General features: G+C 30.4%; 23 protein-coding genes. 6 read left to right on the plus strand and 17 right to left on the minus strand.

Annotated features, from left to right (window positions below; genetic code table 11):
• Positions 1-16 precede the first annotated feature (16 nt).
• Positions 17-1,507, minus strand: coding sequence for an SLC13 family permease (locus G8C41_RS08525; RefSeq protein WP_166007257.1), 1,491 nt, complete (start codon positions 1,505-1,507; stop codon positions 17-19).
• A 189-nt stretch (positions 1,508-1,696) separates the two neighbouring features.
• On the opposite strand from G8C41_RS08525, the gene G8C41_RS08530 reads away from it, so the two are divergent.
• Together G8C41_RS08530 and G8C41_RS08535 are read left to right on the plus strand one after the other, a co-directional pair.
• Complete coding sequence (locus G8C41_RS08530) at positions 1,697-2,161, plus strand: hypothetical protein (RefSeq protein ID WP_160568616.1); 465 nt, start codon at positions 1,697-1,699, stop codon at positions 2,159-2,161.
• Between the two features lie 367 nt (positions 2,162-2,528).
• A complete protein-coding gene (locus G8C41_RS08535) occupies positions 2,529-5,198 on the plus strand; it encodes a reprolysin-like metallopeptidase (protein ID WP_166007259.1) in 2,670 nt (889 codons plus the stop codon).
• A gap of 70 nt (positions 5,199-5,268) precedes the next feature.
• Here the strand turns inward: G8C41_RS08535 and G8C41_RS08540 are convergent, their stop codons facing one another.
• The 6 genes from G8C41_RS08540 to smpB all read right to left on the minus strand — a co-directional run bounded on the left by G8C41_RS08540 (position 5,269) and on the right by smpB (position 11,581).
• The gene (locus G8C41_RS08540) at positions 5,269-5,931 is read right to left on the minus strand and encodes a histidine kinase (RefSeq protein ID WP_160568620.1); all 663 of its coding nucleotides are present in this window, start codon (positions 5,929-5,931) and stop codon (positions 5,269-5,271) included.
• Positions 5,932-6,054: 123 nt separating this feature from the next.
• A complete protein-coding gene (locus G8C41_RS08545; protein WP_160542538.1) occupies positions 6,055-7,128 on the minus strand; it encodes an iron-containing alcohol dehydrogenase family protein in 1,074 nt (357 codons plus the stop codon).
• Positions 7,129-7,132: 4 nt separating this feature from the next.
• Positions 7,133-7,882 carry a 3-deoxy-manno-octulosonate cytidylyltransferase gene (kdsB, locus tag G8C41_RS08550; protein WP_105296377.1) on the minus strand — a complete coding sequence of 250 codons (750 nt, stop codon included), beginning with the start codon at positions 7,880-7,882 and terminating at the stop codon, positions 7,133-7,135.
• 240 nt (positions 7,883-8,122) lie between these two features.
• Positions 8,123-9,544 (minus strand): OmpA family protein, encoded by a 1,422-nt coding sequence (locus tag G8C41_RS08555; RefSeq protein ID WP_105296378.1) that lies wholly within the window; start codon positions 9,542-9,544, stop codon positions 8,123-8,125.
• Positions 9,545-9,649: 105 nt separating this feature from the next.
• Positions 9,650-11,059 carry an OmpA family protein gene (locus G8C41_RS08560; RefSeq protein WP_105296379.1) on the minus strand — a complete coding sequence of 470 codons (1,410 nt, stop codon included), beginning with the start codon at positions 11,057-11,059 and terminating at the stop codon, positions 9,650-9,652.
• A 63-nt stretch (positions 11,060-11,122) separates the two neighbouring features.
• Positions 11,123-11,581 (minus strand): SsrA-binding protein SmpB, encoded by a 459-nt coding sequence (smpB, locus tag G8C41_RS08565; protein ID WP_105296380.1) that lies wholly within the window; start codon positions 11,579-11,581, stop codon positions 11,123-11,125.
• Positions 11,582-11,626: 45 nt separating this feature from the next.
• Here smpB and G8C41_RS08570 point away from each other — a divergent pair, with 45 nt between their 5' ends.
• Positions 11,627-13,249: an ABC-F family ATP-binding cassette domain-containing protein gene (locus tag G8C41_RS08570; RefSeq protein WP_160542542.1), complete on the plus strand. Its 1,623-nt coding sequence runs from the start codon at positions 11,627-11,629 to the stop codon at positions 13,247-13,249.
• A gap of 165 nt (positions 13,250-13,414) precedes the next feature.
• Here the strand turns inward: G8C41_RS08570 and G8C41_RS08575 are convergent, their stop codons facing one another.
• The 5 genes from G8C41_RS08575 to G8C41_RS08595 all read right to left on the minus strand — a co-directional run bounded on the left by G8C41_RS08575 (position 13,415) and on the right by G8C41_RS08595 (position 17,435).
• Positions 13,415-14,056: a C40 family peptidase gene (locus tag G8C41_RS08575; protein WP_166007261.1), complete on the minus strand. Its 642-nt coding sequence runs from the start codon at positions 14,054-14,056 to the stop codon at positions 13,415-13,417.
• Between the two features lie 113 nt (positions 14,057-14,169).
• Complete coding sequence (gene rnhA / locus G8C41_RS08580) at positions 14,170-14,652, minus strand: ribonuclease HI (protein WP_166007721.1); 483 nt, start codon at positions 14,650-14,652, stop codon at positions 14,170-14,172.
• 6 nt (positions 14,653-14,658) lie between these two features.
• Positions 14,659-15,363 carry an HAD family hydrolase gene (locus G8C41_RS08585; protein WP_160568626.1) on the minus strand — a complete coding sequence of 235 codons (705 nt, stop codon included), beginning with the start codon at positions 15,361-15,363 and terminating at the stop codon, positions 14,659-14,661.
• A gap of 12 nt (positions 15,364-15,375) precedes the next feature.
• On the minus strand, positions 15,376-16,299 hold the full coding sequence (gene menA / locus G8C41_RS08590; protein ID WP_160557621.1) for a 1,4-dihydroxy-2-naphthoate octaprenyltransferase: 924 nt from the start codon (positions 16,297-16,299) through the stop codon (positions 15,376-15,378).
• A 131-nt stretch (positions 16,300-16,430) separates the two neighbouring features.
• Entirely contained in the window at positions 16,431-17,435 is a 1,005-nt protein-coding gene (locus tag G8C41_RS08595) for a lipoate--protein ligase (protein ID WP_317164251.1), read from the minus strand.
• 220 nt (positions 17,436-17,655) lie between these two features.
• On the opposite strand from G8C41_RS08595, the gene tyrS reads away from it, so the two are divergent.
• The 3 genes from tyrS to G8C41_RS08610 all read left to right on the plus strand — a co-directional run bounded on the left by tyrS (position 17,656) and on the right by G8C41_RS08610 (position 19,968).
• A complete protein-coding gene (tyrS, locus tag G8C41_RS08600; protein WP_166007263.1) occupies positions 17,656-18,954 on the plus strand; it encodes a tyrosine--tRNA ligase in 1,299 nt (432 codons plus the stop codon).
• Positions 18,955-19,032: 78 nt separating this feature from the next.
• Positions 19,033-19,527 (plus strand): hypothetical protein, encoded by a 495-nt coding sequence (locus tag G8C41_RS08605; protein WP_160542547.1) that lies wholly within the window; start codon positions 19,033-19,035, stop codon positions 19,525-19,527.
• Between the two features lie 15 nt (positions 19,528-19,542).
• The gene (locus G8C41_RS08610) at positions 19,543-19,968 is read left to right on the plus strand and encodes a DUF6646 family protein (protein ID WP_166007283.1); all 426 of its coding nucleotides are present in this window, start codon (positions 19,543-19,545) and stop codon (positions 19,966-19,968) included.
• A gap of 69 nt (positions 19,969-20,037) precedes the next feature.
• Here the strand turns inward: G8C41_RS08610 and G8C41_RS08615 are convergent, their stop codons facing one another.
• The 5 genes from G8C41_RS08615 to G8C41_RS08635 form a co-directional block, all read right to left on the minus strand.
• Complete coding sequence (locus G8C41_RS08615) at positions 20,038-20,628, minus strand: HAD-IB family hydrolase (RefSeq protein ID WP_166007285.1); 591 nt, start codon at positions 20,626-20,628, stop codon at positions 20,038-20,040.
• 44 nt (positions 20,629-20,672) lie between these two features.
• Positions 20,673-21,401, minus strand: coding sequence for an SDR family NAD(P)-dependent oxidoreductase (locus G8C41_RS08620; RefSeq protein WP_166007287.1), 729 nt, complete (start codon positions 21,399-21,401; stop codon positions 20,673-20,675).
• Positions 21,398-22,198, minus strand: coding sequence for a hypothetical protein (locus tag G8C41_RS08625; protein ID WP_166007290.1), 801 nt, complete (start codon positions 22,196-22,198; stop codon positions 21,398-21,400). Before G8C41_RS08625 ends, G8C41_RS08620 begins: the two co-directional genes overlap by 4 nt.
• Positions 22,199-22,791: 593 nt before the next feature.
• Positions 22,792-24,117, minus strand: coding sequence for an FAD-dependent oxidoreductase (locus G8C41_RS08630; RefSeq protein WP_166007292.1), 1,326 nt, complete (start codon positions 24,115-24,117; stop codon positions 22,792-22,794).
• A gap of 4 nt (positions 24,118-24,121) precedes the next feature.
• A complete protein-coding gene (locus G8C41_RS08635) occupies positions 24,122-24,985 on the minus strand; it encodes a decaprenyl-phosphate phosphoribosyltransferase (RefSeq protein ID WP_166007293.1) in 864 nt (287 codons plus the stop codon).
• Positions 24,986-24,998: the final 13 nt, after the last annotated feature.

Consider the following 24,998-nt stretch of genomic DNA (forward strand, 5'->3'; position numbering starts at 1 on the left):
GTAAATATAATTTTATTTATCTGCTTGTTAAGACCATCTCAAAATACCCCGTAAAATTTTGCAAAAATAACACCCAAGCCATGATTACTACAGTTCCTACTATTGCGGCATAAAAACCTCCAAAATAAAAGTCTGATTGTTTAAGCATTCCTGTACTGTATACTATTGCATTGGGAGGTGTTGACACGGGCAGGAATAATCCGCATGAAGCACAAAGACCAATTACTAAACCGATCGGCAGTATTTGTTCCGGAGGAAGTACCACCGCAGCAATATTTATGACGATGGTTGCTGTAGCCGTACTACTCATTATGTTAGAAAAAATCACAGTCACTATAGCAAAAATCATCATCATTAAATATTCATTAAACGATGCATCTCCCAATAATTCGGAATAATAGGGCGCCAGCAATTCCTTTATTGCAATCCCTAGTGATAATCCACCGGCGACCAACATTAAGGTATCCCACGGAAGCTTTCTTATATCTTCAGCCGTTATAATCCCTAACATAGGAAGGAAAACAATGGGAATTCCTGAAGTGGCTGCACTTGGGATTTTCAATTTTGAACCCATCATCCAAAAAAAAACGGTTATAAATAAAATTAGTATCACAAAAAACCTTTGTAATCTAATCTTTTTGGGAATTGGGGCTAATTCTTCTAAGAAATTTAAATTAATTTTTTCAACTTTAGAAGTATATTTTTGCTTAAGCAAAATCCAAAAAAACAATAACAAAACTATAGCTACGGGCAAACCCAAGATCATCCAATCAAAAAAAGAAACTTCAATGCCTTTGGATTTTAAAACATCTACCACAATCAAATTTGGAGGAGAAGATATTAAGCTGCCCATTCCTGCAAAAGTTGCCGAAGCCGGTATACTTATTAATATTGCTTTTGTCATGGGCGAATCTTTACCTTCTCTGTCTAAAAAAGGCATAACTGCTGCCAAAATCATGGCTGATGTTGCCGTATTGGATATAATTAATGATAAACAGGAAGTAGTTAGCATAATTCCTAACAACATATGCGAGGGCTTACTACCAAAAATAGATATGGTACCCCTAAATAAAGAAATATCTATTCCTGTTTTTCTCATACTTTCACTAAGAAAAAAACCGCCCAAGAAAATCCATATAACACTATCAGACCATGTATTAGAAATAGTTTTCGGATCAATTGTTGATCCTTCTATATTCCCCATGGTATAAATGAGAAAACCTGTGATCAGTATCCCTACGGCAAAGGGAGGGATTGCTTCTGTAACCCATAAAAATATTGAAAACATCAGAATGAACAGGGTGTATTCTTGAGCTTTAGTAAATTCTTGAGGAGAAAGAAAATAAGTACCTAATAAAGCAATACCTAATGAAAAAAAGAATAAACCAACTTTAGTTTTTATATTCCAAACATCTAAAGATTTTTCTATAAGAAGATCACTATAGACTCTAATATTCGTATTAATCTTTTTAAAATCTTTATTAATTCTATGAAAATCAAAATCCATATATATAGCCCTAAATTAAATTTTATCTACTCTTGAAAACTTTGCTTACCTTAATGACACATAGCAAAACTCTTTATAAATTTACTATTTATTTCTAATAGTTTACCCTTAATTGAGAAATTAATTTTTAAATTTGTATCCTAATTCTCACATTAATAATACAGGTAAAGTTTACCTCTAACATAAATTATGAATAATTTTTCTAAGCTCTGGGTTTTTCAATCTAGAAGATTTCTTACCCTTGAAGAAATTCAAGATATCACCAAAATTCTTACTGATTTTTTGAAAACATGGGCGGCACATGGTGCTGATTTAAAATCTGAGCTTACGATTATTAAAAATAAATTCATAATTATAGCGGTTGATGAAAATCAAGCGAAAGCCACCGGATGTTCTATCGATAAATTGAATCAATGCATTAGACAAATCGATCAAAAATATCAATTAGAACTTTTAAACCGATTATGGGTAAGCTATGAAGACAATAAAGGGGAAATTACTACTGTTCCTATGAATTCTTTCAAGGAAAAAATCAAATCCGCTCAAATTTCTCCTGAAACCTATATTTATAACCTTGCTATAAGTACTTCTAAAGAATTCGATGAAAAATTTAGACTTCCTCTTAAAGAAAGCTGGGCAAGAATATTTATGTAATTTTTATTTATAAAAGGTTTTCATTTTATTAAAACGCGATATTAGTTGCTTCTCAATAAATAATTTCTCTTTTTAAAATAATTTAAGATTCCACAAACCTTATTTTTAATAAACAAACTAATTTTATCTTATAAAATTAAATACTTTCATTTATTGACTTCATTATGTTATTTATCTTGATAATTTTGTTTTATACTATAAATCAAAAACCCTGTTTTTCATTTCATCTCTTTTTTAAAAACTGTTAATAGTAAAATTATAATTTATAATTTTATAGTTAATAATCATAAATAAACATCAATATTATTGCTTATTAATTTATAATGTATATTTTTGTTTTTATAATAACATAAAAAAATAGAAATACATGAAAATTTTCTTATTAATTATTAGTGTTTTTATGTTCAGTATTCCTCTTTCAGCACAAAATTATTGGAAGAGAACAAGCTTAACAGGTAAGAAGATAAAAAGTGAAAATATCAATTTACCCATTGAAGAGCTATATACCGTTGATTTTTATTCTTTGAAAAAACAATTAAATTCGGCCGCATTAAGAGGAACTAACCATACTCCTATCATAGTATACGTTCCAACATCCGAAGGAAAAATAGAAAGATTTTCGGTTTATCATGCTCCTGTAATGGATGAAGAAATTGAAAATACATACGAATTGTATTCATACGCAGGAATCGGTATAGATGATACGAACAAATATATTCGATTTAGTATTTCTCCCAATCAATTCAATTCAATGATTATGGATAATACGGGTATCATTCAGCTCATTGATCCTTATACAACCGATGGAGAAGTTTATTCAGTTCGTATTAGAAAGGAAAATATATTTAATGATTTTAATTGTAATACGGTTGATGAAATTAATTCGGAAGAATCAAGTTCCTATAAAATTATATCGAGTGATCGAAAATTTCGCACATATAGATTAGCTCTTTCAGTAACCGGTGAATATACTCAACATTTTGGTAGCGTAACCGGAGCTTTACAACAAATAAATATCACCTTAACCCGAGTGAATGGTATTTTGGAAAAAGATCTAGCTGTAAATCTTAAAATGATTAATAATATTTCTCTTATTTATGAAGATCCAAATACGGACCCTTATTCCGATTCTTCTTTAATGGATATCTGGAATATTGAACTTCAAAGAACATTAACAGCTGTGGTTGGAGAAAATAACTATGATATTGGCCATCTTTTTGGCGGTAATGGTGGAGGAGGAAATGCCGGGTGCATAGGGTGTATTTGTGTCAGTCCTTTGATGGATCAAAATGGAATTCCCACTTCTTTAGGAAAAGGTAGTGGGATAACTTCTCCCTCAAATAACAATCCGTCAGGAGATCATTTTGATATTGATTACGTAGCTCATGAAATGGGACATCAGCTGGGAGCTAATCATACTTTTTCGTGTTGGCTTGAAAATAAAGGGGTTAATATTGAACCGGGAAGCGGAAGTACAATAATGGGATATGCCGGTATTACATCTGCCAATGTACAATTAAGTTCGGATGCTTATTTTCATTCTGCAAGTATTCAGCAAATTAATAGAAATCTACAGCGTAAAATCTGTGGAACAATCAATCAAATTCCTAATCACCCCCCCGTAGTAAATGTAGGTCCCTCTAGTGTGACCATTCCTATAGGGACACGGTTTTACTTGGATGCAGAAGGAACAACAGATCCTGACGGGGATGAGCTGACTTTTTGTTGGGAACAAATTGATAATGCTCGTAAAAATGTTATTCGAGTCGATTCTTCACAAAGATCCGGTCCTATATTCAGATCTTTTATACCGACATCATCTACCAGAAGATATTTTCCCGCTTTAACTACCAATAGTTACTCTCCAAATACTTGGGAGACTGTTTCTAACGTCAAAAGAGTCCTAAATTTTACTGTAACCGTGCGTGATAATAATCTTAATAAACCTCAGACTAAGATTGTTACTAAAGAAGTTATGGTTTCTGATAGCGGGGGGCCATTTATCGCAACATTTCCTACCGCTGATTATATTGCTAAGAAAGGAAGTTCAATTAAAGTAGCATGGAATGTTGCTAATACAACAGCACAGCCATTTAATACACAATATGTGAATATTTCATTAGTTACGGATGAGGGGCAAACTATTACTCCTCTGGCTGATCATATTCCTAATTCGGGAAATGCAACTGTGGATTTACCTGTTGATCTTGTTGCTAAAAAAGCAAAATTAATGATTGAGGCTAGTAATAATATTTATTTTGCCTTAACCGAATATTTTTCAATAGGGTATGAATCGGAAGTAATTTGTAAAAAATATATGCCAAACTTTTCTCCGATTCCGATTCCTGACGGAAATGGTGATCATTTAAATTCTGATTTTGCTACCATGGGAATTATTATTCCTGAAAATGAGAATTATGATGAATTAATTAATTTACAGGTATCTGTTGATATAGATCATCCAAATATTAATGATTTATACATCGTTTTACAAGACCCCGGTCCGGATTATAAATCAACTGTTTTATGGAATCATTCATGTGAATATTATTCAGATTTAAAAGTTACTTTTGATGATAACGGAGCTGCCGTAAACTGTTCTTCTCCTACTACAGGTACGATTAAACCTCGTAATGCAATTCATTCACTTTATAAGAAAAAATATAGCGGTGAATGGCTATTAGGAGTAGCAGATCATTATGCTAACGATGTTGGTACATTAAATTCTTTTTCTTTGAATTTATGCAGTTTGAATTATAAGCAACTCCAAACCGATGAAAATTTTTCAGAAACCTCAACATTTAAAGTTTTCCCTAATCCTTCTGAAGGAGTTTTTACTATCGATTTAGGTGTTATTCAATTTAGAGGAAATACAAGTCATGTTAAAGTTTATAATTTGGCCGGTAGCTTATTATTTTCAAAAGTTGAAAAAAATAAGCTTTTTTCTATAGATCTTACTAATTATCCTGCGGGTATATATACCATAAATATTACGGGGAATGGTAATTCTATATCCAAAAATGTAATTAAGAAGTAATCCTTTAAGCTAAAATAAATAAAGCACTCTTTTATATATTTATGAGAGTGCTTTAAATTTTTCTTTATTCTTAAAATTTAAATTCTTTTTCAGGAATGATCTTGTTAATTTCAAGCGATTTAAATACAAGAATAAATTCTGAGTCATCCTCCTTGTTTTTAACAACCAAACGATACGGAAAGATTAGTCCGGAGACTAATTTAAAGTTTGAATATAATTTACTTTCATTTGAAGTATCTTCTCTAACTAATTGATAGCTGGTTTTATCAAAGTAATAAATTTCTGATTCTCTGTTATTAGTTAGTTTAATTTTATAACAATTCTTATTATCAATACGTTCTTCTCCGAGAAATATAGGAAGAAACCCTTTTGCAGAATAATCAATTAAATCTGATTCAAATGCTTCAGGAACGTAATTATTATCTTCTTCAAGGGAATTCGTTTGAAAGTTATATTGTATAGCTTTCTTTCCGTTGTAAGCATTTAAAATAATTTTTTTTCCTTGTATTTCTATACAAGTTTTATTAAGATTCGGTCTCTGCTGATAAATTTCTATAGGATATGACTCATTTAATCCTAAAATTATATCTCCTTTAATTATTATTGAATTCAATTCTTTCCAATGATCTGTTCCTCCGGTAACTTCCAAATGCTTTTTAATTATTTCTTCTACCGTCTGAGAATAACATATGTTCAAAAGGAATATCAGCAAAACAAAAAAAAGTTTCTTCATATAAAAATTAAAATGGGTTGACTGTAAAAAAATTCCAGGCAACTATAAAGTTATCCTGGAATTACATTTTTCTTCAATTTATATCTTTGCATTAATTGAATTATTATCTTTCGAGTAATGGTATTACATTTCTTCGTAAAGTGCTCTTAATTTTTCTTTAGTCATTATTTTCTGCCAATCTTTACCTAATGCATTTTCCCAAAGCGGAGCCATTCCATAAGAAACATTAATCATGGTATTGAATTGTTCATCAGATAATCCTTTGCATACACCTTGTGGAATTTCAATCTGATTTTTTTCAACCATATATTTAAATTCCTTAACTCCTTCAGGATAATACTCTTCTAATCGGTCAAAAACAATGCAATTACCTACTCCATGATGAGTTCCTAGTAAATAAGAAAGTCCGTAACTCACCGCATGAGCAATTCCTACTTGTGAATAAGCGATGCTCATTCCTCCATGCCAAGATGCCATCATTAAATCTTCATCAGACTCATCATCCCATTCAGATTTATGAACATATACTTTTTGGCAAAGTTCTAATGCTTTTTCTCCATAACTTTTGCTGAAAGCATTAAGATATGTTCCTGTTAAAGACTCAATGCAATGAATATAACAATCCATACCGGTAAAAAAAGCTTGATTTTTTTCTACTCCTTTTACTAAAGAAGGATCCAATATGACTTGATCAAAAGGGGTAAAGTCTGAATTAATACCTAATTTTCTTTCCGGTCCGGTTAATATACAAGTTCTGGAAACTTCTGCGCCTGTACCACTAATTGTTGGTATACCTACATGATATACAGCCGGATTTTTCACTAAATCCCACCCTTGATATTGCGAAGAAGACCCTTCACTATTCATCATGATTGCAACAGCTTTTGCCGAATCCATTACACTTCCTCCCCCTATACCAATAACTCCGGAAACAGTTCCATATTCCTCTTTTAATGAATCTCTAATCGCATCAATTCCTTTGGTTTTGGGTTCATCAGTAGTATCTATAAATATAATTTTATCTTTTCCTTTTAAGGGAATTCTTTTTTCTAATTCTTTTCCTTCAAACACTTTATCTACTAAAAAAATAAATGGATAATCTTTATTTCTTTTTTCTTCAATAATTTCTGAAGTTTGATCAAAGCTTCCACGTCCATAAATTACACGGGGAACCATTGGGAAATTTCTGAATTTCATATTTTTAATTTTTCTCGTTTATCTGTTTTTTTAATATTTCATTTGCTTTTTCCAAATCCTCCGGAGTGTCTATTTCAACTCCTACAAAATCAGTCTCTATTACTTTAATTTTCATGCCATATTCTAAATATCGTATGCACTCAACCTTTTCTGCTTGTTCGTTTTGTAACATCGGTAATTTTGCAAAATCTAGTAAGGCTTGTTTACGAAAAGCATATACGCCTACATGCTCATAGTAATCCGCCTGAAATGATTTTTCTCGAGGATATGGTATAACTGAACGCGAAAAATATAGTGCAAAGTCATTTTGGTCTTTAACTACTTTTACATAATTAGAATCTTCAATTAAATTCCAATCGTCCATTTTACGAATCAAGGTAGCAACATCTATTTTATTTTCTTGATCTTTCTTAAATACTTCAATTAGCCTTGCTAACGGTTCGGTTTTTACAAAAGGTTCATCTCCTTGTATGTTTATGATGATATCGCAGTCTAAATTTTCAACAGCTTCTGCAATTCGATCACTTCCTGTCTCATGTTCCTTTTTACTCATAATGGCTTTACCTCCGTTTCTGGTAATTTCATTATGAATGATTTCGGAATCAGTTACTACAAATACATCTGAAAAAAGATTGGTTTTGATTGCATTTTCATAGGTTGACCGAATGACTGTTTTTTCCCCTAACATACCCATCAGCTTTGCAGGGAAACGAGAGGCTGCATATCTTGCAGGAATAACTGCTATTATTTTCACGTTATTTATAATTTAATTACAAAGTTAACTAAAATAGATTTTGTTAACCGGTATTATCCCTATTAAAAAAACATTTTAAATGAGCTTATTTTTTATCTTTAAAATATCTTTAACAGCTATTATTTTTTTATAAATCATTTTAAATGTTTGTATAATTCTATAAAGCATTTATAAGTAATTAATAAAAAAAGTCATCCAAGATTTGGATGACTTTTTTATTATAAAAGTTTGTTTAGTAAATTATCTTCTTCTGTGACTAGGAGTTTTTACTTTAACTTCTTCTGTAATTGATACTTTTGAACCGGTTTGATCTAAGATCACAACTCTTCTGTTTTCTCTATCACAAGTTTCTTGATCCGGATAAAGAATATTTCCTTTATCGTCTTTCTTAGCATTGATATCATGTTGTTTACATAACAATTCTGATTTACCGAATCCTCTTGCTATCAATCTATCTTTGCTTACTCCATTTTTAACTAATTCGTTAACTACAGATTGTGCTCTTTGTTTTGATATTCTATTGTTTACGGCTACAGATCCTACTCTGTCGGTATGTCCGTCTACAAAGAATTTTTTACCATCAAAACTTCCGTCATTTAACATTTTTGCAGCATCGTTAACTAATGGTAAAGATTCTGCTGTTAATTTAGAGCTGTTAAATTCAAAGTTGATATTTTTTAATTTGAATGTAACGTCTTTAGTTTCCCAAGGACAACCATTATTATCTACTGGTCCTTTTACTGTTGGACAATTATCATCAATATCAGGGATACCGTCTCCATCTGTGTCAGGACATCCTTGGAATTGTGCAGGTCCTGCTGCATTCGGACATCTGTCTTGATCGTCCGGAATACCGTCTCCATCTGTATCAGGACATCCTTGGAATTGTGGTAATCCAGGTGTATCCGGACATCTGTCTTGATCATCTGGTATACCGTCTCCATCTCTATCGCTCGGTGCTACCGGAGGTGGTGGTAATGGTTGTTCTTTCTTAGCTCCAAATTTAAATATTAAAGATGCTGAGTGTTGAAAGAAGTCAGAATAATCTTTTGATTGATTAGTTACCCAGTTATATTGAGATTCTATGTTTAAACCAAAGTTTCTGGTAAACCAAAAGTTAATACCTACACCACCGTTTAACACAAACATATCATCTTTTCCTGTAAATTTACCTCCTAACTTATAATTTTTATCTGAGTTATAATCATCATCATAAGCGTCTAAGTGAGTAGATGGGTCATCCTCAACAATTTTAATTCCTTTATAAGAATATTTGTGATAGTTTGCACCTACTCTCACATATGGGTCTAGCCATCTTAATGATTTTGACTCACTAAGTGGAGTAAATCTAAGACCTAAACCTGCTAAAACAAAAAATTCGTCTTTTATTTTTAATCTTTTGTTATCCATATCACTTATTGAAGCTTGTAAATCAACTGCAAAGTTTTTACCAATACTTCTTGCTACAGTTAATTTTGATAATGGAAAAGAAAAACTATAATCATCGGTATCAAAATATCCGTCAAAGATACCACGCACTGACGTATGGTCAGTAGCATGCATCCCTATCCCTACATACCACTTTTCTGTAGTATTTTGAGCTTTAGTTACAATGGCCATTATAACAGCTCCTATTGTAATCAATAATTTAAATTTTTTCATATTAATTTCTTACTACTATGATTTATTTTATTCTACTAAACAAATTCTATTCCAATATATAAAAAAACCATCCTAATAAGGATGGTTTTTTTATTTGTAGATCAATTATTTCTTAATTTTCACTTCTTTTGTTACGGAAACTTTATCTCCTGCTTGATCTAAAACTACCACTCTTCTATTAGATCTGTCACAAGATTCTTGGTCAGGATATAGTATATTTCCTTCTTCGTCTTTTTTAGTATTGATATCTGCTTGTTTACATAATAATTCTGTTTTTCCAAAGCCTCTAGCTATCAATCTATCTTTTTCTACACCTTCATTAACTAATTCGTTAACTACGGATTGTGCTCTTTGTTTTGATATTCTATTGTTTACGGCTACAGATCCTACTCTGTCGGTATGTCCGTCTACAAAGAATTTTTTACCATCAAAACTTTCATCTTTTAATAATTTAGCTGCATCTTTTACTAATGGTAAAGATTCTGCTGTTAATTTAGAACTGTTAAATTCAAAGTTGATATTTTTTAGTCTGAAAGTAACGTCTTTAGTTTCCCATGGACAACCGTTGTTTTCAATTGGTCCTTTTACGGTTGGACAACCATCGTCTACGTCAGGGATACCGTCGCCGTCTGTATCAGGACATCCTTGGAATTGTGCTGGTCCTGCTGCATTCGGACATCTGTCTTGATCGTCCGGAATACCGTCTCCGTCTGTATCAGGACATCCTTGGAATTGTGGTAATCCCGGTGTATCCGGACATCTGTCTTGATCGTCAGGGATACCGTCCCCATCTCTATCACTTGGTGCTTCAACAGGTGGAGGCGGCGGAAGTGGTTCTTCTTTTTTTGCTCCAAATTTGAATATGATTGAAGCTGAATGTTGGAAGAAATCAGAATAATCTTTTGACTGATTGGTTACCCAGTTATATTGTGACTCAATGTTTAGACCAAAGTTTTTAGTTAACCAAAAGTTAATACCAACACCACCGTTTAACACAAACATATCATCTTTTCCTGTAAATTTACCTCCAAGTTTATAATTTTTCTTTGGATTATAATCATCATCGTAAGCGTCTAAGTGAGTAGTTGGATCGTTTTCAACGATTTTAATTCCTTTATAAGAATATTTGTGGTAATTTGCTCCTACTCTAACGTATGGATCTAACCATTTTAAAGATTTGGATTCACTTAATGGGGTATATCTAATACCTAATCCTGCTAAAACAAAGAATTCATCTTTAATTTTTAATCTTTTATTGTCTATTTCTCCAATTGAAGCTTGCAAGTCAACTGCAAAGTTTTTAGCTATGCTTCTAGCTACTGTTAATTTAGACAACGGTGGTACAATACTATAATCATCGGTATCAAAATATCCGTCAAAGATACCACGAACAGAAGTATAGTCTACCGCATGAGCTCCAATCCCGATATACCACTTATCCGAAATGTTTTGAGCAAATACAGTAGTTGCTAACGTTGTAGCCAATCCTGTAAGTAACAAATTGAACTTTTTCATATATAAAAATCTAATTTTTAGGTTGCAAAGTAACATTTTTATTATCTAACTCCCAAGAAAAAATTAATATTTCTTTACCATTCTGTTAATATTTCGTTTGGATTCTCTTTCTTTTATCGCTTCTCTTTTGTCATATAATTTTTTCCCTTTCGCTAGATATACTTGGATCTTCGCGATTCCTTTTTCATTGATATACAATTTTGTAGGAACAATCGTTAATCCTGTTTCTTTAGTTTTTCTTAACAGTTTGTTAATTTCCTTTTTATGTAATAACAGTTTTCTTTCCCTTTTTATTGTATGATTATAACGAGTTCCGTAATAATATTCGTCAATGGTCATATTTATTACATATAATTCACCATTAATAATCTGACAAAAACTCTCTGCAATACTTGCTTTCCCTAATCTAATAGATTTTATCTCAGTACCATGTAAAACTATTCCTGCCTCATATTTATCTAATAATTCATAGTTAAATCTAGCTTTTCTATTCAGTATATTTACTTTATTTTCAAATTTCATAATCAAAGTTTTTCTTACTACTTTTGTACAAATTTATTAAAGTATATGCTTACAGTATCAAATTTATCTTTACAATTTGGAAAAAGAGTACTCTTTGATGAGGTTAATGTAAAATTTACGAAAGGAAACTGTTATGGAATTATTGGAGCTAATGGAGCAGGAAAATCTACATTTTTGAAAATTCTATCCGGCGATGTTGAACCGACTACAGGAAGTGTAAGCCTTGAAACAGATAAAAGGATGTCTGTATTGGAACAAAATCACTTTGCTTATGATGCATATCCTGTACTGGAAACGGTTATTAAAGGGAATCAGAAGCTTTTCCACATAAAGGAGGAAATGGATGCTTTATATGCCAAACCTGATTTTTCTGATGAAGATGGAGTTAAAGCGGGAGAACTAGGTATTATTTATGAAGAAATGGGGGGATGGAATGCTGAGTCTGACGCAGGAACTTTATTATCTAATCTTGGAATAAAAGACGATGCACATTATAAAATGATGTCTGAATTGGAAAATGCTGACAAAGTAAGAGTATTACTTGCTCAAGCTTTATTCGGAAATCCTGATGTTCTTATTCTTGATGAGCCTACGAATGATTTAGACATTGAAACCATATCTTGGTTAGAAGATTTCTTGGCGGGATATGAAAATACTGTAATTGTTGTTTCGCACGACCGTCACTTTTTGGATGCAGTTTGTACTCATACCTGCGATTTGGATTTCGGAAAATTAAATTTATATACCGGTAACTATTCTTTTTGGTATGAGGCCAGTCAATTAGCTGCCCGTCAAAGAGCTCAACAAAACAAAAAGGCTGAGGAAAAAAAGAAAGAACTTCAAGAGTTTATTTCCAGGTTTAGTTCTAATGTTGCTAAAGCTAAACAAGCCACGGCTCGTAAAAAAATGATCGAAAAATTAAACATTGAAGATATCAAGCCGTCTTCTAGAAGATATCCGGCAATTATTTTTGAACAAGAACGTGAAGCAGGGGATCAAATATTGGACGTTAAAGGATTGGAAAAAACTAAAGATGGTGAATTGTTATTCAGCAATATTGACTTGAACCTAAAAAAGGGGGATAAAGTTGCCGTTCTATCCAGAAATTCTTTGGCTATTACTGAATTTTTTCAAATATTATCCGGAGAGTCAGAACCCGATAAAGGGAGTTATTCTTGGGGTATAACTACTAAGCAAAGTTACCTTCCTTTAGATAATACTAAATATTTTCAATCGGACGATAACCTTGTAGATTGGCTTCGTCAGTATGTGAATACAGATGAGGAAAGGCATGAAGAATATATCCGAGGATTTTTAGGTAAAATGCTTTTCAGTGGTGATGAAGCTTTAAAATCTTGCAAAGTTCTTTCGGGAGGTGAAAAAATGCGTTGTATGTTTTCAAGAATGATGTTATTTAAAGCTAATGTTTTACTTCTTGATGAGCCTACCAACCATTTAGACTTGGAAAGTATTACGGCTCTTAACAACTCGTTAACCAATTTTAAGGGTACTATTTTACTTTCTTCTCATGATCATGAATTATTATCTACTGTTTGTAACAGAATCATTGAATTAACCCCTAAAGGTATCATTGACCGCTATATGAGCTATGATGAGTACTTATCTGACGCAAAAGTTAAAGAACTTAAAGCGCAATATTATAGCTAAGAAATTATTGGGCGAAATTTAAATCGTAAAGATTTTTATTTCACCAAAATGATAATACTATAAAACCTTTTAATCTTTAAGATGATTAAAAGGTTTTTTTATATAATAAACTTCGAATTATCCGGCTGGCAAGCGTGTTATTCTAAACAATATTTTTACTTTAACTTAAAGAATCCTTTGTGCTTTTTTAAATTTATTTTTCCAATAAGTTTCTTCGAGAGAACTAATTATAACCCCTTTAGATGTTGAGGCATGTATGAATGTTATTTCGCCTGAACCGGATATGTTATAGACTATACCTACATGATTTATTGAGCTCCCCCCTGTATTAAAAAACAATAAATCGCCTTCTTTTATTCGAGAGATACTTACATCTTTTCCTGCATTAGACATATCTATGGAACGTCTTGGTAATTTTACATCTATTCTTTGGTAAGCATTGCAAACTAAACCGGAACAATCTATGCCACTGAAAGTATTTCCTCCATATTTATAAGGAGTCCCTTTATATTTTTCTGCTTCTTTCAAAACCAAAATAACATCCGTAGATTTTATATTTTTATGAACTCCGTATTTTTTTGATTCTGAATTCGAATCTTTCTTTATCGGTTTGGAAATATGGGGTGATTTATGCGATGGTTTTGAGTTTGAAATATGTTTATTTGTTTTATTGGAATTATAAGTATATCTTTTCGAATGAGAATGTTTTGGTTTTTTATATGAAGAAGTTGCCTCGTAAGATACACAAGATGTTATAAATGAAAAAAACATCAATCCGAACACATAGATTACCATTTTACTTTTCATATATCTTATTTTTTAATAATCTTTGTGCTAATTTATTAAATTATGAACATTTTTTTAACACGTTATTTACTAATTTATTAACAAATTATTTTTCTAACGGTTAGACTATTTAATTAAAAAATATTATTGTTATCTGATATAAGATTTTCATACCCTATATCAATGGACAGATTTTCTCCTTTAGCTGCAGCAGTTGCCAACTGATCCGCCTTTTCATTGTAAAAATGCCCATGATGACCCTTTACCCAGTGGAAAGTTACTTTATGTTTTCTGTATATTTTAATAAATCGAATCCATAGATCTGGATTTTTAACTTTTTCAAATCTTTTTTTCTCCCAACCATAAATCCATTTATTATTAACGGCATCGACTACATATTTTGAATCAGAATATATTTCAACTTCTTGATCGGGTTTATTAATTTTTTCCAAAGCAATAATCACAGCCAATAATTCCATTCTATTGTTGGTAGTTAAGCGAAATCCTTCTGAAAAGTTTTTTTCATATGAAGTTCCTTTCAGCTTCATTATAATGCCATACCCTCCTTTTCCCGGATTTCCGGAAGAAGCTCCGTCTGTATAAACCTCAATCATAATATCTATTTAAAAGATATTTTTTAATTCTAACAAATTTTCAATTATGGGAATTTCTGCACTTTTATGATGCTCTTCTTTTTTGTAATTAAAATAGACCGGATGCATCCCTATTTTTTGAGAACCTAATACATCTGCCTCCCAATCATCTCCGATAAACGCGGATTCATTCACTAATGCATGGGCTTTTTTAAGACCTAATTCAAATACTTCTTTAGCCGGCTTTCTTTTATTTATTTCTTCTCCGCTGGTTAGGGTGGTTATATAATCTTTAATACAAGTTTCTTGAACTTTTTGTTCGGTTTGTTGTATAAAGCCATTGGAAACAACATGTAATTGGTAACCATTTGTTTTTAGATATTTCAAAATTTCCTCTGCATACTCAATTAAATTATTGTTTTCCATGATCTGAGTTAAAAAATTGGCATTAAAATAATCCCAAATTTCAGGATCATTTATACGAAATTCCAAAAACGTATCCTTAAATCTTTTTTCCAGTATATCTGCCTTGCTTACCTTATCTTGCCTATATAAGGACCATAGATTTTCATTCCTGTTGTAATAACTTGTATAAAAATCTGAAAATTGTAATTGATACTTTTCTTCAATTTTTAAATTTTCATAAATATTTTTAAGAGTTAACTTTGAATTTTTATCCGTATCCCAAAGTGTATTATCAAGATCAAAGAATATGTGTTTTATGTTATTTTTCATGTATAGTTTTTTTTAAAGACTTAATCCCATTCCAAAGAAAACGGAAAAACATAAGGCTAACAATGCTGTAGGTTTTAAGTATAAATCTAAATCTTTGGGGTTTTGGGTGTAAAGAATTTTTCTGCGTACTATAGTATTCGGAATAAATAGTATAAAGAATAAAAATGGTTTTAATGATGACCAACTATCTAATTTTATAACAAATTCTTTCTGATGTATTAACAGGAAAATGAGACAAAGTATAAAAGGAAGATTCATTAGTACCATTTGATAATACTTAGCATTTTGAAATCCTAATCGTAATGCCAGCGTTTTTTTATGACTGATTCTATCCGATTCAATGTCTCTCATATTATTTAGATTCAAAACGGCTACACTAAATAAGCCAATTGCAGAGGCGGGAAGCAAATTATCCCAAGTAAAAGACTTTGTATAAAGAAATTCACTTCCTAAAACAGAAACCCATCCAAAAAAAATAAAAACAAAAAAATCCCCTAATCCCATATATCCGTAGGGCTTTTTTCCCATAGTATAAAATATAGCTGCCAATACACAAGCAATTCCCAAACCAATGAATATAAAAAATTCACTTTTATAATTGGGGATAAAAGCATACCAAAGAAGAACTACCGAAGAAAGTAGGGACAGAAATACAGTAATTAAAATTGCACGAAACATGGATTGTTGCGTAATAGCTCCCGATTGAATAGCACGGACCGGACCAACTCGTAACTCATTATCGGTTCCTTTGGTTCCATCTCCATAATCATTGGCAAAATTGGACAAGATTTGAAATAATATGGTTGTAAGACAAGAAAGTCCAAAAATAATTCCATCAAAATTTCCTTTCCATTTGGCAAGTAATCCTCCTAAAATAATTCCACTTAATGAAAGCGGTAACGTTCTTAATCTAGCGGCCTCAATCCAATTTTTCATCTGTTTTTCTTCTATTTTTTAACTTTTTACAAAAATACACTAATTATATGATAGATTTAACGCATCTTGAATTGGATAATAATTGCGTCAAAATATACAGAATTATACCTTTCTTTAAGATCCCCGATTTATCAATATATTAAGGAAAGAAATTCATCAAGTGTGATTTTCCCAAAATATGCTGATAGATCAATATCTTTTAATGAATCGGCAACGGAAGCTTTTGTGTATTTTTTTCCTAATAATCTGTTCTCTATATCTTCAAGGTCTCCCACTCCGAAGAAATCTCCGTATATTTTAATTGCAGTAATGTTTCCTTCTTCTACATTTAATTTTAAATCGATGGAACCTATTGAAAACCGTTGACTTCTTTCCATATAAAATTTGGGAGAACGTCCATAATTCCAATCCCAATTTGAATACCTTTGATGTGAAATTTTATTTATTTGTTCCCAATCTGTTTCCGTCAATTCATATTTATTGACATCTTCTGTTTTATCTACATTAAAAATTGAAAGTAGTAATTTATCTCTAAATTCTTCTATGGTTAAATCTGTTGTGACAAAATCAGATATATTGGCTACTCTGCTTCTGATTGATTTAATTCCTTTCGATTCAATTTTATCTTTTCTTACCTTTAAAGAGTTAACAACTTCATCCATGTTGCTGTTGAATAATAGTGTTCCATGGGTAAACATTCTTTTGTTAGTGGCAAATTGAGCATTTCCGCTTATTTTCTTTCCTTCCACTACTATGTCATTCCTTCCCTTAATTTCCGCATTGACTCCCATTTGCTTCAACGCTTCTAGTACCGGATGTAAATATTTTTGATAATTTGAAAAACTATTACCATCATTTTTGGTAATAAAACTAAAATTTAAATTACCTCTATCGTGATACACAGCTCCTCCTCCCGATAACCTCCTAACTACTTTTATGTTTTTTTCTTCTACATATTCATTATTGATTTCTTCTATAGTGTTTTGGTGTTTTCCTATGATTATGGAAGGATCATTTATATAGAAAAGAAGATATGAATCTTCCTCAATTGGCAAGTTCATTACAAGATACTCTTCAATAGCTAAATTAATTTCGGGATTGTAATTGTTTTTATTATCTACAAATAACATTCTCATTTTTTTTTGGATCAAAAATACAATAAATAGTTTTTACGCCTTCTTTGCTGAATATACAGCGGCTCATGAATATTCATTATAAGTAAATCAATGTGATATTAAATATTATAATATATATTTAATTTGTTTAGTTAAAACCGTAAAAAAAGTATAATTTATGCTTATAAATGGAACATATTCATCGAAAAATTATAAATTTGCCTGTTGAAAAATCTAACATATGAATTCTTTTATTGAAGAGTTAACTTGGAGGGGATTAATTCATAATATAATCCCGGGAACAGAAGAACAATTAAATAAGGAAATGACGCTGGGTTATATTGGTTTTGATCCGACTGCAGATTCTCTTCATGTAGGAAGCCTGGTGCCTATCTTACTTTTAGTTCATTTTCAAAGACATGGTCATAAGCCTGTTGCTTTAGTGGGTGGTTCCACAGGTATGATCGGTGATCCATCCGGAAAAAGCACAGAGCGCAATTTACTGGATAGTGAAACTTTACAAAAGCACATTTTAGGAATAAAATCTCAATTAGAACGATTTTTAGACTTTGACAGTAACAAGTCAAATTCTGCCATACTGGTTAATAATTATGACTGGATGAAGGATGTTACTTTTTTAGACTTTGCGCGTGATATTGGAAAGCACATAACTGTTAATTACATGATGGCTAAAGATTCCGTCAAAAAAAGATTAAACGGTGAATATCAAGAGGGTATGTCTTTTACAGAATTTACATATCAACTTTTACAAGGTTTTGATTTTTATCATTTATACAAAGAAAAAGGGGTTAAACTTCAAATGGGAGGTTCCGACCAATGGGGAAATTTGACTACAGGAACTGAGCTCATTAGAAAAAAAATCGGTGAAGAAGCTTTTGCTTTAACTTGTCCACTAACTACAAAGTCTAATGGTACTAAATTCGGTAAAAGTGAGGGAGGTGAAAATGTTTGGTTAGATGTAAATAGAACTTCCGTTTTTAAATTTTATCAATTCTGGTTAAATATAACAGATATTGATGCTGAAAAATATATAAAAATTTATACATTCCTCTCCAAGGATGAAATTGAATCATTAATTAGAAATCATAATGAAAACCCATCCCTTAGGATTTTACAAAAAAAATTAGCTGAAGAGGTCACCCGTTGGGTTCATGGTAAGGAAGAAACGGATAAGGTCATAAAAGCTTCCTCTATTTTGTTTGGAAAATCAACTAAGGAAGATTTCCTATCTTTAGATGAAACTACTTTTTTATCTTTATTTGAAGGGGTTCCGCAAAAAGAAGTTTCTTTAAATATTCTTAAAAACGGAATTTCAATTCTTGATGCATTATCAGAAATAAGCGGTTTTTTATCTTCAAAAAATGAAGCTAAAAGAGCTCTAAAGGAAAAATCAATTTCTATTAATCAAGAAAAAGTTAACGATGATTTTATTATTAATGAATCAAATTTAATTCAAGGAAAATACGTTTTACTTCAACGAGGAAAAAAATCATATTTTATCCTTAAAGGAATTGAATAAAATAGTTTTTATTTTAAGTAAATAAATTTTATAAAATAACACAATATATATTTTTGCAACACGTTATATAACAAATAGATGAAAGGGCTTATTAAGTTTTATCATCCTGATGAAACCTTAGTGTATCACATCAGGAAATGTTTTTGTAAGGTTGTTTTTCTTAACAAGAAAAATACATTAGTAGTTGAAATAGAATCAGATGATGATTTAGATCACGTAGAAGAAGACTCATATCAAAATGAATACCCGCAAGTGTCTTTTTCCATTGAAGACTTCGAAATTCCAGTAAAAACTATACAGCAACTTTGCGGAAAATCATTTCAAATACCTTCGTATGAAGAAAAAGAAAATGAAAATGGCGAAGTAGAAGAATTATACTATACAAATCTGAATTTAAATGATGAAGAGGATTTGGAAACTGACAATAATGAATTGAAATTCGGTAAAGATGAACAGGGTAATTTAAAACTTATATGGCAAGGCTATTGTGAAGATTTTATTACTCAAGAAGAACCCTTACGATTTAAAGTATCTTGCTCATTTATCAACGATATCTTAGAAATAGACGAATAACCTGAACCATATATAATGAAAAAATTAATAGTACTTTTTTATTTTTTAGGGCTGATTTCCTTTACCCATGCTCAGAGTTTTAGAGGTATAGGAGATCAAAAAGTACAGTTAGGAATTAATGCGTTCGGATATGGAACCGGAATTACTGCTACTTATGATTACGGAGTAATGGATTGGATTTCCATTGGTGGGGGTACCGATTTTTATTGGAGCGCCGATGATGATAATTTTTTTATTTATGGACGGGCTAATTTTCATTTAAATGACCTATTAGACCTTCCTCATACTATGGACTTATATCCCGGAATAAATATAGGAGGAAGAAATGACGGTTTTGGTATAGGTGCACATATTGGGTATCGTTATTTCTTCGATGATAAATTTGGTGCATTTGCAGAGCTAGGCAGCCATGGTTCTATTGGAGTTACTATAAACTTATAAAAATATTCAGCATATCGGATTAAATCAGGAATTGTACTAATAGATTTTTTTTCTGAACTTTCTACATTTTTATTCAAAATGACGATAAAAAGGATCTGTCGCAAGTTCTAACATATTTTTATCTCCTTTACTATCTCCAAATGCGTATATTTTGGAATAATGGGCTAATTGTATTTCACTAATTATTCTAACTACTTTCTGTTTATAATTACAATTAGGTGTAGCAAATTTACCGGTAAATACTCCATCAATATATTCTGCCTCTGTAGAGATCAAACGTAATCCTAAATATTTTGCGAAAGGTTTAACCCATAGATCTAAGGAAGCTGTGACGATATATTTATTGGGTTCTCTTGATAACGCTCTTATGTATTCCAATGCCTTGGGGCTGATAATAGTATTTTTCCTACTTTCAAAATAACATTGAGCTAATTCTTCTAATTCTGAACGTGTTTTACCTTTTAAAAATTGAGAGATAAATTTTTGCTTAATTTTTCCTGCATCGAATATCTTAAATCTTACCAATATAAATAAAGGAATAAATTTAATAAAGACTTTTTTGTATTTATGAGGAAAAGAAAAATGTAAAAAATCAAATAAAGTATCTTTGTTTGTTAACGTTCCATCAAAGTCAAAAAGATATAATTTTTTTTCATCCATTGAAAATATGATTTGTTTAGCATTTGTTTTAAAAGTGTATTATATTACATCTTTAATTTTTTAAATATAAATTCCGGAATATTCCTTACAACTAGCATTATATATCTCCAGATGCCCGTTATATATATTTTATTTTTTTTCTTCTTATATGCTTTATAGATAATGTCTGCGGCTTGTTGCGGTGAAGCGGTTAGGAGTTTGGGTAATGCCATTCCCAAAGTCATTTTGGTATCCATAAATCCGGGAAGAACGGTCATAACATGAACATTTTTATGATAAAGATAATTACGCAAACCGTCTAAATAAACCATAAATCCGGCTTTCGAACTTCCGTAAATAAAATTACTTTGCCTACCCCGTAGTCCGGCAACAGATGATAATCCGATGATAGTTCCTGATTTTTTATTTTCAAATTTTTGAGCAAAATAATTTACTAATGGTACAAGTTTAGAATAATTTATTTCAAGAATCCTTTGTGTATTATATTCATCATATAATCCCGCTTCTGTATTTTTTCCTAAAAAACCTGTCGCACAAAATAATAAATCTGAATCAATAGAATCAAATACAGAATAATCAACATCTTTAGTTAAATCAAAATTTATAATTTCGGAATCTTGTTTAAACTTAATTAAAATATGCTTTGATAATCGTTGGGTTTCTTCCGGGTTTGACGTTATTAAATATATTTTGGGATATCTGTTTATATTGTCAGATAATAATTTATTAATAAATGCTTGAGAGATATCTGAAGTTGCTCCTAGAATTATCATTTTATTTCAGAATTGTATAATATTAAACTTTTATTCGTAATTGAATTATCTTTTTGAATGGTTTGGATATCAGGATTAATTGATCTTACAATATTAGAATTTATATAACCTGATTGTAAATAAGGATGAAAGTATTCAAATTTTTTATTAAGTAATGGAATTTTATATATGGAAACATGATCTTTACCCGTATCATTTAAAAAATATTTTAGATTTTTTCTTTCTTTTAAAATTTTTATCACTTTTGATCTATTAGAAAGGTAATTTACAGGCGATTTCAGTTGATATATTATATTTATTGCTAACGATAAAATACTTAACATAAAAATATAATGCAATTTGCTGGGATAAGTTTTAAAAAATAATATTAAAAATGAAAAACAAAAACAAAAAGATGCCGGAGCCAACATTCTTGTGTTTAATGATTCTATTCCTTGTGTAAATTCTGACATAAACATTAAAATGAGATATACACATCCTATAGTCAGTAATAATTGATGAAATGTGGTAACCTTACCTTTAAAAGGCATTCGATAAAACCATATATAGGATAGTAGGAAGAATAAATCTATTAACAATATACCTATCATTAAAAAAATTAATACCGTCGTCGGTTCCAGTATTTTAATTGAAAATATAGGATTAACAACATTTAGTACACCTAACAAATTATCTAATGTATGTTTCCATAGGCTATCTAAAGAGGGAGCTGATCTTATATGCTCACCAAAAAAACTTCCAAATTCCAAGTAATTATAGATTAAATATATACCGATTCCTAAAGATGAAAATAACAAATAATAAAAATAATTTTTATAAATAAGTTTATCGAAGAGATTATATTTAATTGTATAACATATAAAGTATATTGTTATTGCTATAAAAATATATAAGCCTGTATATCGTACTAAAGTTAAAAATACAGTTAAGATAACTGCCGGATAAATAATTTTAAATTTTAACTTGTTTTCTGTCAAAAATTTATTTAAATAAAAGATTAAAATATAAAAAAATGTTAAGAAAATACTTTCAGAAATAGAAAGAATATAGAGAGAAATAATAAATTTAAAAGTAACCAGTAAAGCCGTCTCCTTAAAATAAAATTTTTTAAAATATGAGAAGCTAATTATAACAGCAAAACTTAGGCAACTAATAATTCGAGAACTAAAATAAAACTCATTTGTAATAAAATATCCAATTCTTAAAACTATTGGATATCCGATAGGAAACAAATTACTTTTACCATTGGGTATATCCTTTGCAATCTTAAAATAAGACAATGAATCAGGTGTAATACCACCAAAAGGCAAAAACAAAGGTAATAAAGCAATACTTATTAATGTAATTATGATGAGAATCCAATATTTAACTTTCTTATAATCCACCATTATCAAGATAAATAATTGGTAATTCTTTTTCTTTGTAAGGAATCAAATTTACCTGTTTCAGGAACTTTGACATAGTCTATAAGTGATTTTTTGGACATGGAATCTTTGGCTAAATAAATCCTTCCCCCATAATGTTCCACTATTTCATCTAATTCCTTAACTAAAAATGGTAATTTTTTATTGATTTTAAAATCCAATGCTAAACTGTATCCGTCAATAGGAAACGAATTATGAGCATTTATATTTCCTTTTTTATATAATTTTAAAACTGCAAGGAATGAACCTTGGCCACTTTTTGCTATGGTTTTTAAAATCTCCGTCATTCCCTCTTTACCAACCTTTTTAGGTATTATAAATTGATATTGTATAAACCCATTTTTACCATAAATTCTGTTCCAATTGTTGATCGCATCTAAAGGGTAGAAAAATGTATCATAGTCTACTACATTACTTATGATTTTTTTTCTTTGTTTCAAATAATATAAAAAATTAAAAGCCTTAACAGACCATGTATTCAACACAAATGACGGAAAATCAAAAGGAACATTTAAATTTAATTTTTTCTTAGTTTGTAATGGATTTTCTTTCCATTGAGTGGGTAATTCAGACAACTTCGCATGTTCTCCCACCATTAATATTGATCTCCCCATTTGGTTGCCTTTTTGTAGGCAATCAATCCATGCTACACTATACGTCCAGTTTTCACATTCCTCGAAAAATTTAAAAATTTCCTCAAGGTTTTCAGCCTTTAAAACTTTTTGTTTAATATAAGCCGTCTGTATTCTTTTTAAAGTAAATTTAGCTGAAATGATTATACCTGTTAATCCCATACCTCCAATGGTATTCCAAAATAAATCGGAATTTTCCTCACGGGAGCATTTTTTTATTTCTCCATCTTGGGTGATTATTCTGAAATCAATCAAATAATCTCCAAAACAACCTTCTGAATGATTATTTTTTCCATGAACATCAGATCCTATAGCTCCTCCAACCGTAATTAATTTAGTACCCGGAGTTACAGGTAAAAAATAACCTTCGGGAACAATTACATCAAGAATATCAGACAAAATAACTCCGGATTCACATTCAAAAATACCATTTTCTCTATCAAAGGATAAAAATTTATTTAATCGCAGAGTAGATAAAATATGATCGCTGTTTAACGAATTATCGCCATAAGACCTTCCGTTTCCCCTTGCAATAATTGAAGTACTATTTTTTATTATATTTACTATTTCTTTTACGTCAGATGTTATATGAAAATTAGTTTTAACTACCGGATATTTCCCCCAATTAGTTATATTTATTTTATTTTCAATTTCACTCATCTTTTTAATTTAAATATTTTAGTATAAAAATCATCACGATCCAAATTGCTAAGTCTATTTGGAGAAATAGGTCTCTGTAAATCATCTTGGTAGGAGATTCTGTTTTATTATATACAAAAGTTAATTGTAAATATCTTAGAATACCAATTACTGCAAACAAAGAAGTATACACAATGTAATAATGGAAGTTCATTTTTATTACAGGGTCTAAGGTATACATAATATAGCAAACGACAAAAGAGGTAGAAACCATCGTAATTGCAATATCTATAAATTGTAGATTATATCCGTCTAAAGCTTTCCTAGTTTGACCTGTCAATTGAACGTTAATTAATTCACCTCTTCTTTTTCCAAGAGCCATTACTAATGCCAAGAAAAATGTAATTAATACAGCCCAAACTGATATGGGTAAATTAGTTGCAAATCCCCCCATATAAATTCTCAGTAAAAAACCTATAGCAATAATTGATACATCAATAATGGCGATATGTTTTAAATTAAAGCTATAAGCTAAATTCATTATAAAGTAAACAGAAATTATTAAAATTACCCCCCAAGAATGAGTAAAATAACCAAAAAAATAGGATGCAATGACTAGAAATAGAAATACTATAATTGCATGATTAATTGGTATCTTGCCGGCTGCTAGAGGTCTATTTTTTTTTTCAGGATGCATCCTATCTTTTTCGATATCTGTATAATCATTAATTATATAAATAGAACTTGCTATAAATGAAAACGAAAAAAAGGCGATTATTGAATTTAACAATAAATTCAAATCTAATATTTTACCTGCAAAAAATATAGGAAGAAATACAAAAACATTTTTTAGCCATTGCTTGACCCTTATTAATCTTAAATAACCCACTTTTATTTTATCC

Source organism: Apibacter sp. B3706 (genome assembly GCF_011082725.1).
GTDB lineage: Bacteria > Bacteroidota > Bacteroidia > Flavobacteriales > Weeksellaceae > Apibacter.

Excerpts from the sequence above, each read along its gene's own strand:
- G8C41_RS08525 (WP_166007257.1), bottom strand. The coding sequence starts at position 1,507 with ATGGATTTTGATTTTCATAGAATTAATAAAGATTTTAAAAAGATTAAT.
- G8C41_RS08605 (WP_160542547.1), top strand. The coding sequence starts at position 19,033 with ATGAAAGGGCTTATTAAGTTTTATCATCCTGATGAAACCTTAGTGTAT.
- G8C41_RS08630 (WP_166007292.1), bottom strand. The coding sequence starts at position 24,117 with ATGAGTGAAATTGAAAATAAAATAAATATAACTAATTGGGGGAAATAT.
- G8C41_RS08595 (WP_317164251.1), bottom strand. The coding sequence starts at position 17,435 with ATGAGAATGTTATTTGTAGATAATAAAAACAATTACAATCCCGAAATT.
- G8C41_RS08540 (WP_160568620.1), bottom strand. The coding sequence starts at position 5,931 with ATGAAGAAACTTTTTTTTGTTTTGCTGATATTCCTTTTGAACATATGT.
- smpB (WP_105296380.1), bottom strand. The coding sequence starts at position 11,581 with ATGAAATTTGAAAATAAAGTAAATATACTGAATAGAAAAGCTAGATTT.
- menA (WP_160557621.1), bottom strand. The coding sequence starts at position 16,299 with ATGAAAAATTGGATTGAGGCCGCTAGATTAAGAACGTTACCGCTTTCA.
- G8C41_RS08610 (WP_166007283.1), top strand. The coding sequence starts at position 19,543 with ATGAAAAAATTAATAGTACTTTTTTATTTTTTAGGGCTGATTTCCTTT.
- G8C41_RS08585 (WP_160568626.1), bottom strand. The coding sequence starts at position 15,363 with ATGAAAAATAACATAAAACACATATTCTTTGATCTTGATAATACACTT.
- G8C41_RS08575 (WP_166007261.1), bottom strand. The coding sequence starts at position 14,056 with ATGAAAAGTAAAATGGTAATCTATGTGTTCGGATTGATGTTTTTTTCA.
- G8C41_RS08535 (WP_166007259.1), top strand. The coding sequence starts at position 2,529 with ATGAAAATTTTCTTATTAATTATTAGTGTTTTTATGTTCAGTATTCCT.
- G8C41_RS08530 (WP_160568616.1), top strand. The coding sequence starts at position 1,697 with ATGAATAATTTTTCTAAGCTCTGGGTTTTTCAATCTAGAAGATTTCTT.
- G8C41_RS08570 (WP_160542542.1), top strand. The coding sequence starts at position 11,627 with ATGCTTACAGTATCAAATTTATCTTTACAATTTGGAAAAAGAGTACTC.
- G8C41_RS08620 (WP_166007287.1), bottom strand. The coding sequence starts at position 21,401 with ATGATAATTCTAGGAGCAACTTCAGATATCTCTCAAGCATTTATTAAT.
- G8C41_RS08615 (WP_166007285.1), bottom strand. The coding sequence starts at position 20,628 with ATGGATGAAAAAAAATTATATCTTTTTGACTTTGATGGAACGTTAACA.
- G8C41_RS08555 (WP_105296378.1), bottom strand. The coding sequence starts at position 9,544 with ATGAAAAAATTTAAATTATTGATTACAATAGGAGCTGTTATAATGGCC.
- G8C41_RS08560 (WP_105296379.1), bottom strand. The coding sequence starts at position 11,059 with ATGAAAAAGTTCAATTTGTTACTTACAGGATTGGCTACAACGTTAGCA.
- G8C41_RS08545 (WP_160542538.1), bottom strand. The coding sequence starts at position 7,128 with ATGAAATTCAGAAATTTCCCAATGGTTCCCCGTGTAATTTATGGACGT.
- tyrS (WP_166007263.1), top strand. The coding sequence starts at position 17,656 with ATGAATTCTTTTATTGAAGAGTTAACTTGGAGGGGATTAATTCATAAT.